This window comes from Mycobacterium sp. (assembly GCF_049281135.1).
Classification (GTDB): Bacteria; Actinomycetota; Actinomycetes; order Mycobacteriales; family Mycobacteriaceae; genus Mycobacterium.
In genome coordinates, this window is record NZ_JBAPRN010000671.1 from 1 (window position 1) to 13,920 (window position 13,920).

Annotated in this window: 14 protein-coding genes; 12 read left to right on the forward strand and 2 right to left on the reverse strand. The window is 65.4% G+C overall.

Annotated features, from left to right (window positions below):
* Nucleotides 1–114 precede the first annotated feature (114 nt).
* The 6 genes from steA to WAN02_RS26945 all read left to right on the forward strand — a co-directional run bounded on the left by steA (nt 115) and on the right by WAN02_RS26945 (nt 7,232).
* Nucleotides 115–1,308: a putative cytokinetic ring protein SteA gene (steA, locus tag WAN02_RS26920; RefSeq protein ID WP_422268139.1), complete on the forward strand. Its 1,194-nt coding sequence runs from the start codon at nt 115–117 to the stop codon at nt 1,306–1,308.
* 12 nt (nt 1,309–1,320) lie between these two features.
* Nucleotides 1,321–2,262, forward strand: coding sequence for a copper transporter (locus WAN02_RS26925; RefSeq protein ID WP_422268141.1), 942 nt, complete (start codon nt 1,321–1,323; stop codon nt 2,260–2,262).
* Between the two features lie 168 nt (nt 2,263–2,430).
* Nucleotides 2,431–4,188: a CTP synthase gene (locus WAN02_RS26930; protein WP_422268143.1), complete on the forward strand. Its 1,758-nt coding sequence runs from the start codon at nt 2,431–2,433 to the stop codon at nt 4,186–4,188.
* Nucleotides 4,181–4,804, forward strand: a complete 624-nt coding sequence (locus tag WAN02_RS26935) for an NUDIX domain-containing protein (protein ID WP_422268145.1) — start codon at nt 4,181–4,183, stop codon at nt 4,802–4,804. Before WAN02_RS26930 ends, WAN02_RS26935 begins: the two co-directional genes overlap by 8 nt.
* On the forward strand, nt 4,801–5,748 hold the full coding sequence (xerD, locus tag WAN02_RS26940; protein ID WP_422268164.1) for a site-specific tyrosine recombinase XerD: 948 nt from the start codon (nt 4,801–4,803) through the stop codon (nt 5,746–5,748). Before WAN02_RS26935 ends, xerD begins: the two co-directional genes overlap by 4 nt.
* Before the next feature lie 101 nt (nt 5,749–5,849).
* On the forward strand, nt 5,850–7,232 hold the full coding sequence (locus tag WAN02_RS26945) for an FAD-dependent oxidoreductase (protein ID WP_422268147.1): 1,383 nt from the start codon (nt 5,850–5,852) through the stop codon (nt 7,230–7,232).
* A 25-nt stretch (nt 7,233–7,257) separates the two neighbouring features.
* Here WAN02_RS26945 and WAN02_RS26950 read toward each other — a convergent pair whose 3' ends face one another.
* Both WAN02_RS26950 and WAN02_RS26955 read right to left on the reverse strand, forming a co-directional pair.
* On the reverse strand, nt 7,258–8,004 hold the full coding sequence (locus WAN02_RS26950) for an alpha/beta fold hydrolase (protein WP_422268149.1): 747 nt from the start codon (nt 8,002–8,004) through the stop codon (nt 7,258–7,260).
* A 124-nt stretch (nt 8,005–8,128) separates the two neighbouring features.
* On the reverse strand, nt 8,129–8,884 hold the full coding sequence (locus tag WAN02_RS26955) for an O-methyltransferase (protein ID WP_422268151.1): 756 nt from the start codon (nt 8,882–8,884) through the stop codon (nt 8,129–8,131).
* A 176-nt stretch (nt 8,885–9,060) separates the two neighbouring features.
* Here WAN02_RS26955 and WAN02_RS26960 point away from each other — a divergent pair, with 176 nt between their 5' ends.
* From WAN02_RS26960 to der, 6 genes are all read left to right on the forward strand, one after another.
* Nucleotides 9,061–9,924 (forward strand): ParA family protein, encoded by an 864-nt coding sequence (locus WAN02_RS26960; protein ID WP_422268153.1) that lies wholly within the window; start codon nt 9,061–9,063, stop codon nt 9,922–9,924.
* A complete protein-coding gene (locus WAN02_RS26965; RefSeq protein ID WP_422268155.1) occupies nt 9,921–10,733 on the forward strand; it encodes a segregation/condensation protein A in 813 nt (270 codons plus the stop codon). The genes WAN02_RS26960 and WAN02_RS26965 overlap by 4 nt, the downstream gene beginning before the upstream one ends.
* On the forward strand, nt 10,730–11,500 hold the full coding sequence (scpB, locus tag WAN02_RS26970; protein WP_422268157.1) for an SMC-Scp complex subunit ScpB: 771 nt from the start codon (nt 10,730–10,732) through the stop codon (nt 11,498–11,500). Before WAN02_RS26965 ends, scpB begins: the two co-directional genes overlap by 4 nt.
* Nucleotides 11,500–12,252: a pseudouridine synthase gene (locus WAN02_RS26975; protein WP_422268159.1), complete on the forward strand. Its 753-nt coding sequence runs from the start codon at nt 11,500–11,502 to the stop codon at nt 12,250–12,252. Before scpB ends, WAN02_RS26975 begins: the two co-directional genes overlap by 1 nt.
* The gene (cmk, locus tag WAN02_RS26980) at nt 12,249–12,932 is read left to right on the forward strand and encodes a (d)CMP kinase (RefSeq protein WP_422268160.1); all 684 of its coding nucleotides are present in this window, start codon (nt 12,249–12,251) and stop codon (nt 12,930–12,932) included. Before WAN02_RS26975 ends, cmk begins: the two co-directional genes overlap by 4 nt.
* Nucleotides 12,929–13,920: ribosome biogenesis GTPase Der (der, locus tag WAN02_RS26985; protein ID WP_422268162.1), on the forward strand; the 992-nt coding region annotated here is incomplete at its 3' end. The genes cmk and der, both read left to right, overlap by 4 nt.

Genomic DNA, 13,920 nt, shown 5'->3' on the forward strand with positions numbered 1-13,920 from the left:
CGACCTGAATGTTGCATCCGCCCGTGTGACAGATGTGACAAGATGTAACTTCTGAGGCTCCTGTTACGGCGCGCCTCCCCGTTCACAGTCGGGTTCACCGACAGAATCGCCTCCATGAGCGTGACCACCACCTTGTCCTCATTGTTGTCCCGCAATACCTCGCGGCCAGGCGTCGTCGGCACCGCCCGGGTCGACCGTGACATCGACCGGCTGCTGCGGCGGGTGTGCCCGGGCGATATCGCGGTCCTCGATGTCCTGGACCTGGACCGGATCACGGCCGATGCGCTCGTCGACGCGGAGATCGCCGCCGTCATCAACGCATCCCCGTCGGTGTCGGGCCGTTACCCGAATCTGGGACCCGAAGTGCTGCTGGCCAACGGTGTCACCCTGATCGACGAGACCGGCACCGACGTTTTCAAGAAGATCAAAGACGGCTCGAAAGTCCGCCTCTACGACGGTGGCGTGTACGCCGGCGACCGCCGACTGATCCGCGGCACCGAGCGCACCGACGAAGAAATCGCCGAGCTGATGCAGGAAGCCAAGATCGGGCTGGTCGCCCATCTGGAAGCCTTCGCCGGCAACACCATTGAGTTCATCCGAAGCGAGAGCCCACTGTTGATCGACGGCATCGGCATTCCCGACGTCGACATCGAACTGCGCCGCCGGCACGTCGTCGTGGTCGCCGATGAGGACGACGCCGCTGACGACCTCAAGCGCCTCAAGCCCTTCATCAAGGAATATCAGCCCGTCTTGATCGGCGTCGGCTCCGGCGCAGATGTGCTGCGCCAAGCCGGATACCGACCACAACTCATCGTCGGCGATCCGAGCAACTTGAGCACCGAAGTCCTCAAGTGCGGAGCGCAGGTCGTGCTGCCCGCGGACGCCGACGGGCACGCGCCAGGTCTGGAACGCATCCAGGACCTCGGTGTCGGGGCGATGACGTTCCCCGCCGCGGGTTCACCGGCTGACCTGGCGCTGCTGTTGGCCGATCATCACGGTGCTGCGCTGCTGGTGACCGCGGGCCACCGCGCCAACATCGAGACCTTCTTCGACCGGACGCGTCAGGACAGCAACCCCTCGACCTTCCTCACCAGGTTGCGGGTGGGGGAGAAAGTTGTTGACGCCAAAGCTGTTGCCACGCTCTACCACAACCGGATTTCCGGTGGCGCGATTGCGTTGCTGATCTTGACGATGCTGATCTCAGTGATCGCCGCGCTGTGGGTGTCACGCACCGACACCGTGGTGTTGCACTGGATCGCCCAGTATTGGAATCACTTCTTGATCTGGATCCAGCGCTTCATCCAATAGGACGGTGGCGACGTGATATCTCTACGTCAGCAAGCGATTTCGCTGGCCGCAGTGTTCCTCGCGCTGGCGGTCGGCGTCATGCTCGGCTCAGGGCTTCTGTCCAACACCATCACGTCCGGATTGCGCGACGAAACCCGGAATCTGCACAACCAGGTCAACTCGCTCAACGACGAGAAGAACGTCCTGAACGGAAAGCTCGCTTCTGCCAACGCTTTCGACGCCCAGATGGCGGGCCGGATGGTGCACGACGCGCTGAACGGCAAGTCGATGGTGATCTTCCGCGCACCCGATGCGAACGACCAAGACGTCGAAGCGGTGTCGAAGATCATCGGACAGGCCGGGGGAGCCGTCACCGGCACGGTGTCGTTGACACAGGAGTTCGTCGACGCCAACTCCGCAGAGAAACTGCGCTCAGTGGTCAACGCGTCGGTTCTCCCCGCGGGCGCCCAGTTGAGCACCAAATTGGTCGACCAAGGCTCCCAAGCCGGCGACCTGCTGGGAATTGCGCTGCTGATCAACCGGGATCCGGCGGTCCCGCCGGTGGACGACGCGCAACGCGACACCGTGCTGGCAGCACTGCGCGACACCGGTTTCATCGGCTACGGGAACCAGCACGTCGGTGCGGCGAACGCCGCCGCGGTCATCACCGGCGGCTCGCTGAGCAACGACGCCGGTAACCAGGGCGTCAGCGTGGCCCGGTTCTCCGCAGCGCTCGCACCGCACGGTTCGGGCGTGGTGCTGGCCGGCCGCAACGGCTCCTCGGACGGTCCGGCCGCGGTCGGAGTGGCCCGCGCCGACGCCACAGTGACCCCGGTGATCAGCACTGTCGACGATCTCGATGCCGAATCTGGTCGAGTCACCGCAGTGCTCGGCGCGGCCGACTTGATCAATGGTGGTCGGACCGGCCAGTACGGCACCGGCCACCGCAATACCGGGCTCACCGTCGCTTCGTAGCCCGCCGACAATGCGGTGGGGGCACCTCCCAGCCGCGCCGCCGGGCGTGTTAGCGACGAGGTCGCTGAGTGTTTGTTAGGGTGGGTTTCCGTGGGTCGGCAGGCCCAAAGCTGGAAAACAGCCCTCAACAGAGGCTAGCCCTGCGCCGTCTTCACGGAGGTCGCCACATTGCGTAAGCATCCGCAGACCGCAACCAAGCATCTCTTCGTCAGCGGCGGGGTCGTGTCGTCGCTCGGTAAGGGACTGACCGCGAGCAGCCTCGGACAGTTGCTGACCGCCCGCGGGTTGCAGGTGACGATGCAGAAGCTCGATCCCTACCTCAACGTCGACCCGGGCACCATGAACCCGTTCCAGCACGGCGAGGTGTTCGTCACCGAGGACGGCGCCGAGACCGACCTCGATGTCGGCCACTACGAGCGCTTTCTCGACCGCGATCTGTCCGGTTCGGCGAATGTCACGACCGGACAGGTTTATTCGACGGTCATCGCCAAGGAGCGCCGCGGCGAATACCTCGGTGACACTGTTCAGGTCATCCCGCATATCACCGACGAGATCAAGCGCCGCATCCTGGCCATGGCCGAGCCGGATGCCGACGGTAGGCGACCCGATGTCGTCATCACCGAGATCGGCGGCACCGTCGGCGATATCGAGTCGCAGCCCTTCCTCGAAGCGGCGCGGCAGGTTCGGCACGACATCGGCCGGGAGAACGTGTTCTTCCTGCACGTGTCGCTGATCCCGTATCTGGCGCCGTCGGGAGAACTCAAGACCAAGCCCACTCAGCACTCGGTGGCCGCGCTGCGCAGCATCGGTATCACCCCGGACGCGTTGATCCTGCGCTGCGACCGCGACGTACCTGAGCCGCTGAAGAACAAGATCGCGCTGATGTGTGACGTGGACATCGACGGCATCATCTCCACGCCCGACGCGCCCTCGATCTACGACATCCCGAAGGTGTTGCACCGTGAGGAGCTGGACGCATACGTCGTCCGCCGGCTCCACCTGCCGTTCCGTGACGTCGACTGGACCGAATGGGACGACCTGCTGCGCCGAGTGCACGATCCGCAGGAGACCGTGCGAATTGCCTTGGTGGGTAAGTACGTCGACCTCTCGGACGCCTATCTCTCGGTGAGTGAAGCATTACGGGCGGCCGGCTTCAAGCACCGAGCCAAGGTGGAGATTCGCTGGGTGGGCTCCGACGACTGCGAGACGCCCGGCGGAGCCGCGTCGGTGCTCGAGGACGTGCACGGTGTGCTGATCCCCGGTGGCTTCGGCATCCGGGGAATCGAGGGCAAGATCGGCGCTATCTCGCACGCACGAGCTCGCGGGCTGCCCATATTAGGGCTGTGCCTGGGTATGCAGTGCATAGTGATCGAGGCCGCACGGTCCGTGGGCCTGACCGAGGCCAACTCCGCCGAATTCGATCCGGACACCCCCGACCCGGTGATCTCCACGATGGCCGATCAGGAAGAGATCGTCGCCGGCGAAGCCGACCTCGGCGGCACCATGCGGCTGGGAGCCTATCCGGCCGTGCTGGAGCCGGATTCCATTGTCGCCCAGGCCTATCAGTCGACCGAGGTTTCCGAGCGGCACCGGCATCGCTATGAGGTCAACAATTCGTACCGGGACCGCATCGCCGAGAGCGGCCTGAAATTCTCCGGAACGTCGCCCGACGGGCACCTGGTCGAGTTCGTCGAGTATCCGCCCGAGATGCACTCATTCGTCGTCGGCACCCAGGCCCACCCCGAACTCAAGAGCCGGCCGACCCGACCGCATCCGCTGTTCACCGGCTTCATCGGCGCGGCGATCGAGTACAAGGCGGGCGAGCGGCTGTCCCTGGAGATGCCCGAGCGGCGAGCCAACGGCAGCGAGCAACATGAGGGCGCAGAGCCGTCGCTGTCTGAGCCCGAACCTGTTACCCGTGGGTGAGCACGTCTTCGAGACGACCTCGTCCGAAAGCCTGCATGTCGGAAAGATTTTCGCGTTGCGCGCCGACCAGGTCCGGATGCCCGGCGGCAAGATCGTGGCCCGAGAAGTCATCGAAAACTTTGGCGCGGTAGCGATCGTGGCGATGGACGACGACGGCCGAATCCCGATGGTCTACCAGTATCGCCACCCCTTCGGCCGGCGGCTGTGGGAGTTGCCCGCCGGACTGCTCGACGTCGAGGGGGAGGCCCCGCATCTCAGCGCCGCGCGGGAGCTTCGCGAGGAGGCCGGCCTCCAGGCGGAGACCTGGCAGCTGTTGGTCGATCTGGATTCCGCACCCGGCTTCAGCGACGAGTCGGTGCGGGTCTATCTGGCCACCGGCTTGACCGAGGTGGGCCGGCCCGAGTCGCACGACGAAGAGGCCGACATGACGGTGGAGTGGTATTCCCTCACTGAGGCAGTCCAGCGGGTTTTCAGCGGTGAGATCGTGAATTCCCTTGCAGTTGCTGGTGTTTTAGCCGCCTACGCAGTCAGCGAGGGCATCGCCGAGCCGCGGCCGGTGGATGCGCGATGGACCGACCGGTCGACGGCGTTCAGAGCGCGAAAGGCAGCCCGATGACGACGCTGGCACCGCCGCTGGAGGGCCAGCTGCAGGGATACCTTGATCATTTGACGATCGAGCGGGGAGTCGCCGCCAACACGTTGAGCTCCTATCGCCGCGACCTGCGCCGCTACTTCGAGCACCTCACCGTGCGCGGCCTCGACGACCTGGCCAAGGTCAGCGAGGACGACGTCAGCGAATTCCTGATGGCCTTGCGTCGCGGCGATCCCGATTCCGGCGTGTCACCCTTGTCGGCGGTCTCGGCGGCCCGGACCCTGATCGCCGTACGCGGTCTGCACCGGTTTGCCGCAGCCGAAGGCTTGGCCGCATCCGACGTCGCGCAGGCCGTCAAGCCACCGACACCGGGGCGACGGCTGCCCAAGAGCCTCAGCCTCGATCAGGTCCTCGCCCTGCTGGCGGGCGCCGGCGGCGACAGCCCGTCCGACGGCCCGTTGACGTTACGTAACCGTGCGCTGCTCGAGCTGCTCTACTCGACCGGCGCGCGCATCTCAGAGGCGGTCGGACTCGACGTCGACGACATCGACACACACGCCCGGTCGGTGCTGCTGCACGGCAAAGGCGGCAAGCAGCGGCTGGTTCCGATCGGGCGGCCCGCGGTGCAAGCGCTGGAGGCCTACATGGTCCGCGGGCGATCCGAATTGGCCCGCCGCGGGCGCGGTACGCCGGCCATTTTTCTCAATGCCCGCGGTGGCCGGCTGTCGCGCCAGAGTGCATGGCAAGTCCTGCAGGACGCCGCGGAGCGCGCCGGTATCACCGCGGGCGTCTCGCCGCACACGCTGCGGCACTCGTTTGCGACCCACCTGTTGGAGGGTGGGGCCGATGTCCGCGTCGTGCAGGAATTGCTCGGACACGCCTCGGTGACCACTACGCAGATCTACACCATGGTCACCGTGCACGCGCTACGCGAAGTCTGGGCCGAGGCCCACCCGCGGGCGCGTTAGGCGCCCACCCCACCCGCGAAAGTTAAGTAGTCGGCTACTCAAGCCGACTCCAAAAGTGCTCACCATACTGATCAAAGTCGAAGCAGCGGTCAGGAGTGGCGATGGCGAAGCTCGGTCAGCACGCGGTTGTTCTCGGCGCAAGTATGGGCGGGATGCTCGCCGCGAGGGTTCTGGCCGATTTCTACGAGACCGTGTCAGTGGTGGAACGCGACGTTTTGCCAGACGAACCCACGAATCGGCGGGGGGTGCCGCAGGGCCGCCATGTTCATGCTCTGCTCAGGCGTGGCGGCCAAATCATCGATGAATTCTTCCCCGGCATTCTCAACGAGCTGGTCGCTGCCGGTGCGCCTGTTCTCGATGACGGGGATCTCTCCAAGGTCTGGATGTCGGTAGGCGGACATCAGCTGACTCGGGCCGGTGCGGTACGGGATCGACAAGCAATGACGATCTATGTTCCGAGCCGGCCGTTTCTGGACTGCCACGTCCGACGGCGACTGAGGGCCGTCCCGAACGTGACGATTCTGAGCGGGCTGGATGCGGCCGAGATGACGTCGTCGGCGGATCGGAACCGCGTCACCGGCGTGCGGGTGGTCAATCGCGACAGCGGTGTCGAACAGGAGTTGGTGGCGGACCTGGTCATCGACGCGATGGGCCGCGGAGCCCACACGCCGAACCTTCTGGAAAGCCTTGGCTACGGCCGTCCGGTCGAGGACCAGATCGTCATGCGGACGTGCTACGCCAGCCAGCCGTTGCGGATTCCGCCCGGCACTGTCGAGCAATTGGTCCTGGTTGGCGCCGCGCCGGGCCGGCCTACCGGGATGTTTCTGCTCGGCTATGAGAACGACACGTGGATCTTCACGGTCTTCGGGATGGTGGGCCACGAGCCGCCCGGCAACCTGGCCGGCATGCTGTCATTCGCCCAGGAGTACGGCCCCGCCCACGTGCTGGCGGCAGTGCGGGCCGCCGAGCCACTCGGGGAGGTGATTCGGCATCGGATGCCGTGCAGCCAGTGGCGGCGCTACGACAAAATGCGGCGGTTTCCCGAGGGTCTGTTGGTCTGCGGCGATGCGATCTGCAGTTTCGACCCCATCTACGGGCAAGGCATGACGGTGTCGGCACTGGACGCGGTGGCACTGCGGGATTGCCTGCTCCGCGGCCGGCGCAACCTCGCCCGGCGCTACTTCGGTGCCGCAGCGAAATCGATTGGTGTGGCTTGGCGGATGGGTGCCGGCAGCGACTTGGCTTTTCCGGAGGTGCAAGGCCGGCGATCGCTGTCGATGCACCTGACAAACCGGCTGGCTGATTGGGTGCTGACCGCGTGTGAGTCCGACGCCGTGATCGTCGAGAAGTTCTTCCGGGTCAACAACTTCATCGACCCCCCGGTTCGCCTGATGCACCCCTCTTTCATCTCCCGCGTCGCGGCGGTCAACATGCGCCGTCGACAAGGCGATCACGCAACCCCGGCAACCGCATTGGTTCGATGAAAATGCGGCAGCGGCTACGGCCCGGCTAGTCGAGCGAGTCCCAGAAGCCGGTCAGGACGTCTGCGCTGCGCGCCGGGTCCTGCACCATCCACCAGTGGCCCAGGCCTTCCAGCACCTCGGTGCGGGCGCCCGCGCGTGCGGCCGCTCGGCGCCGGATCTCCGCCGAGCCGACGTAATGGTCCTCGGTCGCAAGCACGCACAACCCCGGTCGTGCCGCGGCCTTCTCCAAATCCCGGCCGGCCTGCGCCATGACCGGCTGCCGCGCCGAGCGGTATAGCAGCAAGATCGCGCGGCCCATCTCCGCACCCGCACCGGCGGCCAGCTTCGTGGCGACCTCCGGTGTCATGCCGAGCTCCACCAGCCGTTGAGCCTGTTCTTCCAGCGGTGCGCCCATCATGGTGTCGACCAGCTTTTCGCCGTCGCCGGGCGTCTGCCACACCTGGGCCAGGTCATGCCATACGTAATCCGGGTCGAATAGTCCGCCGACGTCGCTGACCCAACTGCGCACCAGGTCCGGGCGATGCATCACCGCGTTCAGCACGTGGCCGCCGCCCCAGTCGTGGCCGACCAGGTCAACCGGACGGGCGAAGCGGGTCAGCTCGCCTTCCAACCAGTCCCGGTAATCCAGGTAAGTGGCCGGCCAGCCGTCCGGCAGTGGGGCACCGAATCCGGGCGGGGACAGCCGGACCACATCATGTCGACCGAGTAGCTCGACGAGGGGGTCCCAGACCGCACCGGTCTCCGGGTTGCCGTGCACGAATACCACCGTCATGGCACACATCCTGGCACGCGCAGGATACGGCGGCGGCGCGGTCGCAGAAACTGACGCGTCTGGTAAGCACCGGAAATGGCTGGCGCCGTTCGGAATACTGCGAACCCTGATGATCTTGGGCGCGTCAGCCGCCCAGGTACTCCGACTCCAGCATCAGATCCCAGACCAAAGTCTGGTACTCCGCATGCGCCTTGTGCTCAACGGTTTTCCATACCGTGCCTTCATGCTGTCGCATGTATGCGCGGTACTTCGGGACGCCGGGCAACTTGATGTTGTCGGCCATCGCGATCGAGCCGGGATGCAGCCAGCCCCGGTCGAGAATGCTCTGCAGGTCGACCACATAGGCGTCCTTGTCGTGATCGAGAAACAGGAAATCCAGTGTGCCTGAACCAAACCCGTCCTCGCGCGCCAATGCATCCAGCGTATGTCCGCCATCGCCGATGGTGCCCACCACGCAGGTAATCCGATCGGCCACACCGGCATGAGCCCAGATCTGGCGGGCATTGGCGGCGTTGGCCTCGGCCAGCTCGACCGAATACACCTTGGCCGCTGGAGCCGTCCGCGCGATGCGCAGAGCGCTATAGCCACAGTAGGTGCCCAGCTCTAGGGCCAGCTTCGGGTTGGCCCGTTGCACCGCAGCGTCCAAGAACGCGCCCTTCTCATCGCCGACGTTGATCAGCATCGACTTCTCGTAGGCGAACCGGTCGATGGTCGCCAGTACGTCGTCGATATCTCCTGCGCGAGCGTGCTTCAGCACGTAGTCGACCGCGGCGGCTTCACGTCCGTCACCGATCTGGCCGGTCGTGGTGATGTTGCGGGCCCCGGCCGCCATCCGCAAAACCGACCACCGCAACAGAGGCATGCGCTGCTTCAGACTCATGATCGCCACCCTAGCCCGCTCGGCATTCAAACCGGGCTGTCCCCAAATTCGCTGGTTACGTTGTTGCGGGTCTCACAGCGCGAGCGCGTATACCCGTTAGACTCTCCTGCGATGTCCGCCATTTCCCTACCGCCGCGCATGCCGAGGCGATCCATGCTGCCGAGCCGCAGCCGGGCATGACTGACGACGCCGACAGCGGCACCGAAGTCGGCCTGACCGGGCGCCCACCGCGGGCGATCCCTGAACCCAAGCCGCGCACGTCGCACGGACCGGCCAAAGTCGTGGCGATGTGCAACCAGAAAGGCGGCGTGGGAAAGACCACCTCGACAATCAACCTTGGCGCCGCCCTCGCCGAATACGGCCGGCGGGTGTTGCTGGTGGACCTCGACCCGCAGGGAGCGCTGTCGGCCGGCCTCGGTGTACCGCATTACGAGCTGGAACACACCATCCACAACCTGCTGGTTGAGCCGCGAGTGTCGCTCGACAACGTGCTGATGCACACCCGCGTCAAAAATCTGGACCTGGTGCCGAGCAACATCGATCTGTCGGCCGCCGAGATCCAGTTGGTCAACGAGGTGGGCCGCGAGCAGACGCTGTCCCGAGCACTGCACCCGGTACTGGACCGCTACGACTACGTTCTGATTGACTGCCAGCCGTCGCTGGGCTTGCTGACCGTCAACGGGCTGGCGTGCTCGGACGGCGTCATCATCCCGACCGAGTGCGAGTTCTTCTCGCTGCGCGGTCTGGCCTTGCTGACCGACACCGTTGAGAAGGTGCGCGATCGGCTCAACCCGAAGCTGGACATCAGCGGCATCTTGATCACGCGCTACGACCCGCGAACCGTGAACTCTCGTGAGGTGATGGCCCGAGTGGTGGAGCGGTTCGGCGATCTCGTGTTCGACACCGTCATCTCCCGTACTGTCCGCTTCCCGGAGACCAGCGTCGCCGGCGAACCGATCACATCGTGGGCACCAAGATCGGGCGGCGCGGCCGCATACCGGTCGTTGGCCCGCGAGGTGATCGACCGGTTCGGCGCGTGAACGGCGGGACGACCTGCGAGGTATCACCCCAAAACGGCTTCCAGGTCAAGCTGACCAATTTCGAGGGGCCGTTTGACCTTCTGCTACAGCTGATTTTCGCCCACCGGCTCGATGTCACCGAAGTGGCGCTGCACCAAGTCACCGATGACTTCATCGCGTACACCCGTGCGATCGGTTCCGAGCTGGGACTTGATGAGACCACCACGTTCCTCGTCGTGGCGGCGACGCTGCTCGACCTCAAGGCGGCGCGGCTGCTGCCGTCCGGTCAGGTCGACGACGCCGAGGATCTCGCGCTGCTGGAAGTCCGCGACCTGCTTTTCGCCCGGTTGCTGCAGTACCGGGCGTTCAAGCATGTCGCGCAGATGTTCGCCGAGCTGGAGGCCGCCGCGCTGCGTAGCTATCCGCGGGCCGTGTCACTGGAAGACCGCTACGAAGACCTGCTGCCCGAGGTGATGTTGGGCGTCGACGCCGAGCGGTTCGCAGAGATCGCGGCGACCGCGTTCACGCCACGGCCAGTGCCGACGGTGGCCACCGAGCACCTGCACGAACTGATGGTCTCGGTGCCCGAGCAGGCCAGACAGCTGATGTCGCTGCTGGAAAAGCGTGGGATCGGCCAGTGGGCATCGTTCTCCGACCTGATTACCGACTGCACGGCGTCGATCGAGATTGTCGGGCGCTTCCTGGCTCTGCTCGAGCTCTATCGGTCCCGGGCGGTAGCATTCGACCAGTCAGAACCGCTTGGTGTGCTCCAGGTTTCGTGGACCGGAGAACAACCCCCCAGCGACGAATTGCGGGACCAATACTCATGACCGAGCCATCGTCCGACACGGACTTGGACATCGACGCCACCAGCTCGGATTTAGGTACCGACGTACCTGATCTGGACTCGGGATTCGATGGGTCCGATGAGAACCTCGGCATCGACGTCGCGACGGCACCGGAGCTGGAGGACACCGAGCTCGGTGCGGTGCTCGAGGCGCTGCTGCTGGTGGTCGACACCCCGGTGACCGTCGATTCGCTGGCCGCGGCCACCGAGCAACCGGCCTATCGGGTGGCGGCCAAGCTGCGGCTGATGGCCGATGAGCTCACCGAACGAGACAGCGGCATCGACCTGCGCGAGGCCGGCGGGGGATGGCGGATGTACACCCGGGCCCAGTTCGCGCCCTACGTCGAGCGCTTGCTGCTGGACGGATCTCGCTCGAAGCTCACCCGGGCGGCGCTTGAGACGCTGGCCGTGGTGGCCTACCGGCAACCCGTGACGCGTGCACGCGTGAGCGCGGTGCGCGGGGTCAACGTTGACGCGGTGATGCGCACGCTGCTGGCGCGCGGCCTGATCACCGAGGCGGGCACCGACGCCGACACCGGGGCGGTGACTTTCGCGACCACCGAGCTGTTCTTGGAACGCCTCGGACTGTCGTCGCTGACCGATCTGCCCGATATCGCACCATTGCTTCCCGATGTCGACATGATCGATGACCTGAGCGAATCCCTAGACGTTGAACCACGTTTCGTCAAGCTCGGCGGCGGTCCGGTCTCCGACGATCCGCCGTTGTCATTCGATGTGGATCACGAGTGATGGTCACGGACAGCGAACCCAGCGGGGTTCGCCTGCAGAAAGTGCTGTCGCAGGCCGGGATTGCGTCGCGGCGGGTTGCCGAGAGAATGATCATCGACGGCCGTGTCGAGGTCGACGGACAGCTGGTGACCGAGCTGGGCACCAGGGTCGACCCGGATGCCTCGGTGATCCGAGTCGACGGGGCGCGGGTGGTTCTGGATGACTCGCTGGTGTATCTGGCGCTGAACAAACCACGCGGCATGCATTCGACGATGTCTGACGATCGTGGCCGGCCCTGTATCGGCGATCTGGTCGAACACCGAGTTCGGGGCAACAAGAAGCTTTTTCATGTGGGACGGCTCGACGCCGACACCGAGGGTCTGATCTTGCTGACCAACGATGGCGAGCTTGCTCATCGGCTGATGCATCCCTCGTTTGAAGTACCCAAGACATATCTGGCGACGGTCAACGGGTCGGTTCCACGCGGGCTCGGCAAGAAATTACGGGCCGGAATCGAATTGGATGACGGGCCGGTCGCGGTCGACGATTTCGCAGTGGTTGACGCCATTCCCGGTAAAACGCTGCTTCGGGTCACGCTGCACGAGGGACGCAAACGCATTGTGCGCCGGATGCTGGCCGAGGTGGGATTTCCAGTGCAGACACTGGTCCGCACCGACATCGGCGCGGTGGCACTGGGAGAGCAGCGGCCTGGCAGCATTCGGGCTCTGCGCCGCAACGAGATCGGGGAGCTCTACAAAGCGGTAGGGCTGTGAACGCAGTCGTTGTCGCCGTAGACGGCCCAGCGGGCACCGGAAAGTCCTCGGTATCAAGGAGATTGGCGCGTGCATTGCAGGCCCGCTACCTGGATACCGGCGCGATGTACCGCATTGTCACGCTGGCTGTACTGCGTGCCGGAATCGACCTCACCGACCAGGACAGCGTAGGAACGGTCGCGTCCAACACCAAGCTGTCGGTGGGCTTCGACCCCGGTGAGGATCGCAGTTACCTTGACGGGGAGGACGTTTCGTCGGAAATCCGTGGCGACCAGGTCACCAAGGCGGTGTCAGCTGTGTCGTCTGTTCCCTCCGTCCGCACCCGACTTGTCGAATTGCAGCGCACCCTGGCCGGGGGACCTGGCAGCGTGGTAGTCGAAGGGCGCGACATCGGGACCGTGGTGTTGCCCGACGCCGACGTCAAGATCTACTTGACCGCGTCGGCCGAGACACGGGCACGGCGCCGCAATGATCAGAATGTCGCCGCCGGGTTGATCGACGACTACGACTCCGTGCTCGCCGACGTGCGCCGCCGCGATCACCTGGACTCGACGCGCGCGGTGTCGCCGTTGCGGGCCGCGTCGGATGCCGTGGTCGTCGATACCAGCGAGATGACCGAATCCGAAGTGATCGCCCACCTCCTGCAGCTGGTCAAGCGGCGAAGCGAGGCAGTTCGGTGAGCGAGGACGGCACCTGGGTCGACGAAAGCGACTGGGAATCAACGGAATTTGTTGATTCTATCGATGATGCGACCAGTGGTCCGCCACCGGTGGTCGCCGTGGTGGGCCGGCCGAACGTCGGCAAGTCGTCGCTGGTCAACCGTATCCTGGGCCGACGGGAAGCGGTCGTTCAGGACGTGCCCGGGGTGACCCGTGACCGGGTGTCCTACGACGCGCTGTGGACTGGACGCCGCTTCGTCGTGCAGGACACCGGGGGGTGGGAGCCCGACGCCGAAGGCCTGCAGATGCTGGTAGCCGAGCAGGCATCGGTGGCCATGCGTACCGCCGACGCGGTGATCCTGGTGGTGGACGCGGTCGTCGGCGCGACCGCCGGTGACGAAGCTGCGGCTCGTATCCTGCGCCGCTCCGGCAAACCGGTCTTTCTGGCCGCCAACAAGGTTGACAGCGAGAGAGGCGAAGCCGATGCCGCCGCGTTGTGGTCGTTGGGCGTCGGCGAGCCACACGCGATCAGCGCGATACACGGTCGCGGCGTGGCCGATCTGCTTGACGCCGTCGTCGGCGCGCTGCCGGCGGTCGCTGAACTCGCCTCCACGCAGACCGGTCCACGGCGGGTGGCATTGGTGGGCAAGCCCAACGTCGGCAAGAGCTCGCTGCTGAACCGGTTGGCGGGTGATGAACGATCGGTGGTGCACGACGTCGCCGGCACCACGGTCGATCCGGTGGACTCGCTGATCGAATTGGACGGCAAGGTCTGGCGTTTCGTCGATACGGCCGGCCTGCGCCGCAAGGTCGGTCAGGCCAGCGGCCACGAGTTCTACGCCTCGGTACGCACCCACGGAGCGATTGACGCTGCCGAGGTGGTGATCGTGCTGATCGACGGATCGGTGCCGTTGACCGAGCAGGACCAGCGGGTGCTTTCGATGGTCATCGAGGCCGGCCGCGCGATGGTGCTGGTCTTCAACAAGTGGGATCTGGTCGACGAGGACCG

Coding starts and splice junctions, on each gene's coding strand:
- WAN02_RS26950 (WP_422268149.1), bottom strand. CDS start 8,004: ATGACGGTGGTATTCGTGCACGGCAACCCGGAGACCGGTGCGGTCTGG.
- steA (WP_422268139.1), top strand. CDS start 115: ATGAGCGTGACCACCACCTTGTCCTCATTGTTGTCCCGCAATACCTCG.
- WAN02_RS26945 (WP_422268147.1), top strand. CDS start 5,850: ATGGCGAAGCTCGGTCAGCACGCGGTTGTTCTCGGCGCAAGTATGGGC.
- scpB (WP_422268157.1), top strand. CDS start 10,730: ATGACCGAGCCATCGTCCGACACGGACTTGGACATCGACGCCACCAGC.
- WAN02_RS26955 (WP_422268151.1), bottom strand. CDS start 8,884: ATGAGTCTGAAGCAGCGCATGCCTCTGTTGCGGTGGTCGGTTTTGCGG.
- WAN02_RS26960 (WP_422268153.1), top strand. CDS start 9,061: ATGACTGACGACGCCGACAGCGGCACCGAAGTCGGCCTGACCGGGCGC.
- xerD (WP_422268164.1), top strand. CDS start 4,801: ATGACGACGCTGGCACCGCCGCTGGAGGGCCAGCTGCAGGGATACCTT.
- WAN02_RS26975 (WP_422268159.1), top strand. CDS start 11,500: ATGGTCACGGACAGCGAACCCAGCGGGGTTCGCCTGCAGAAAGTGCTG.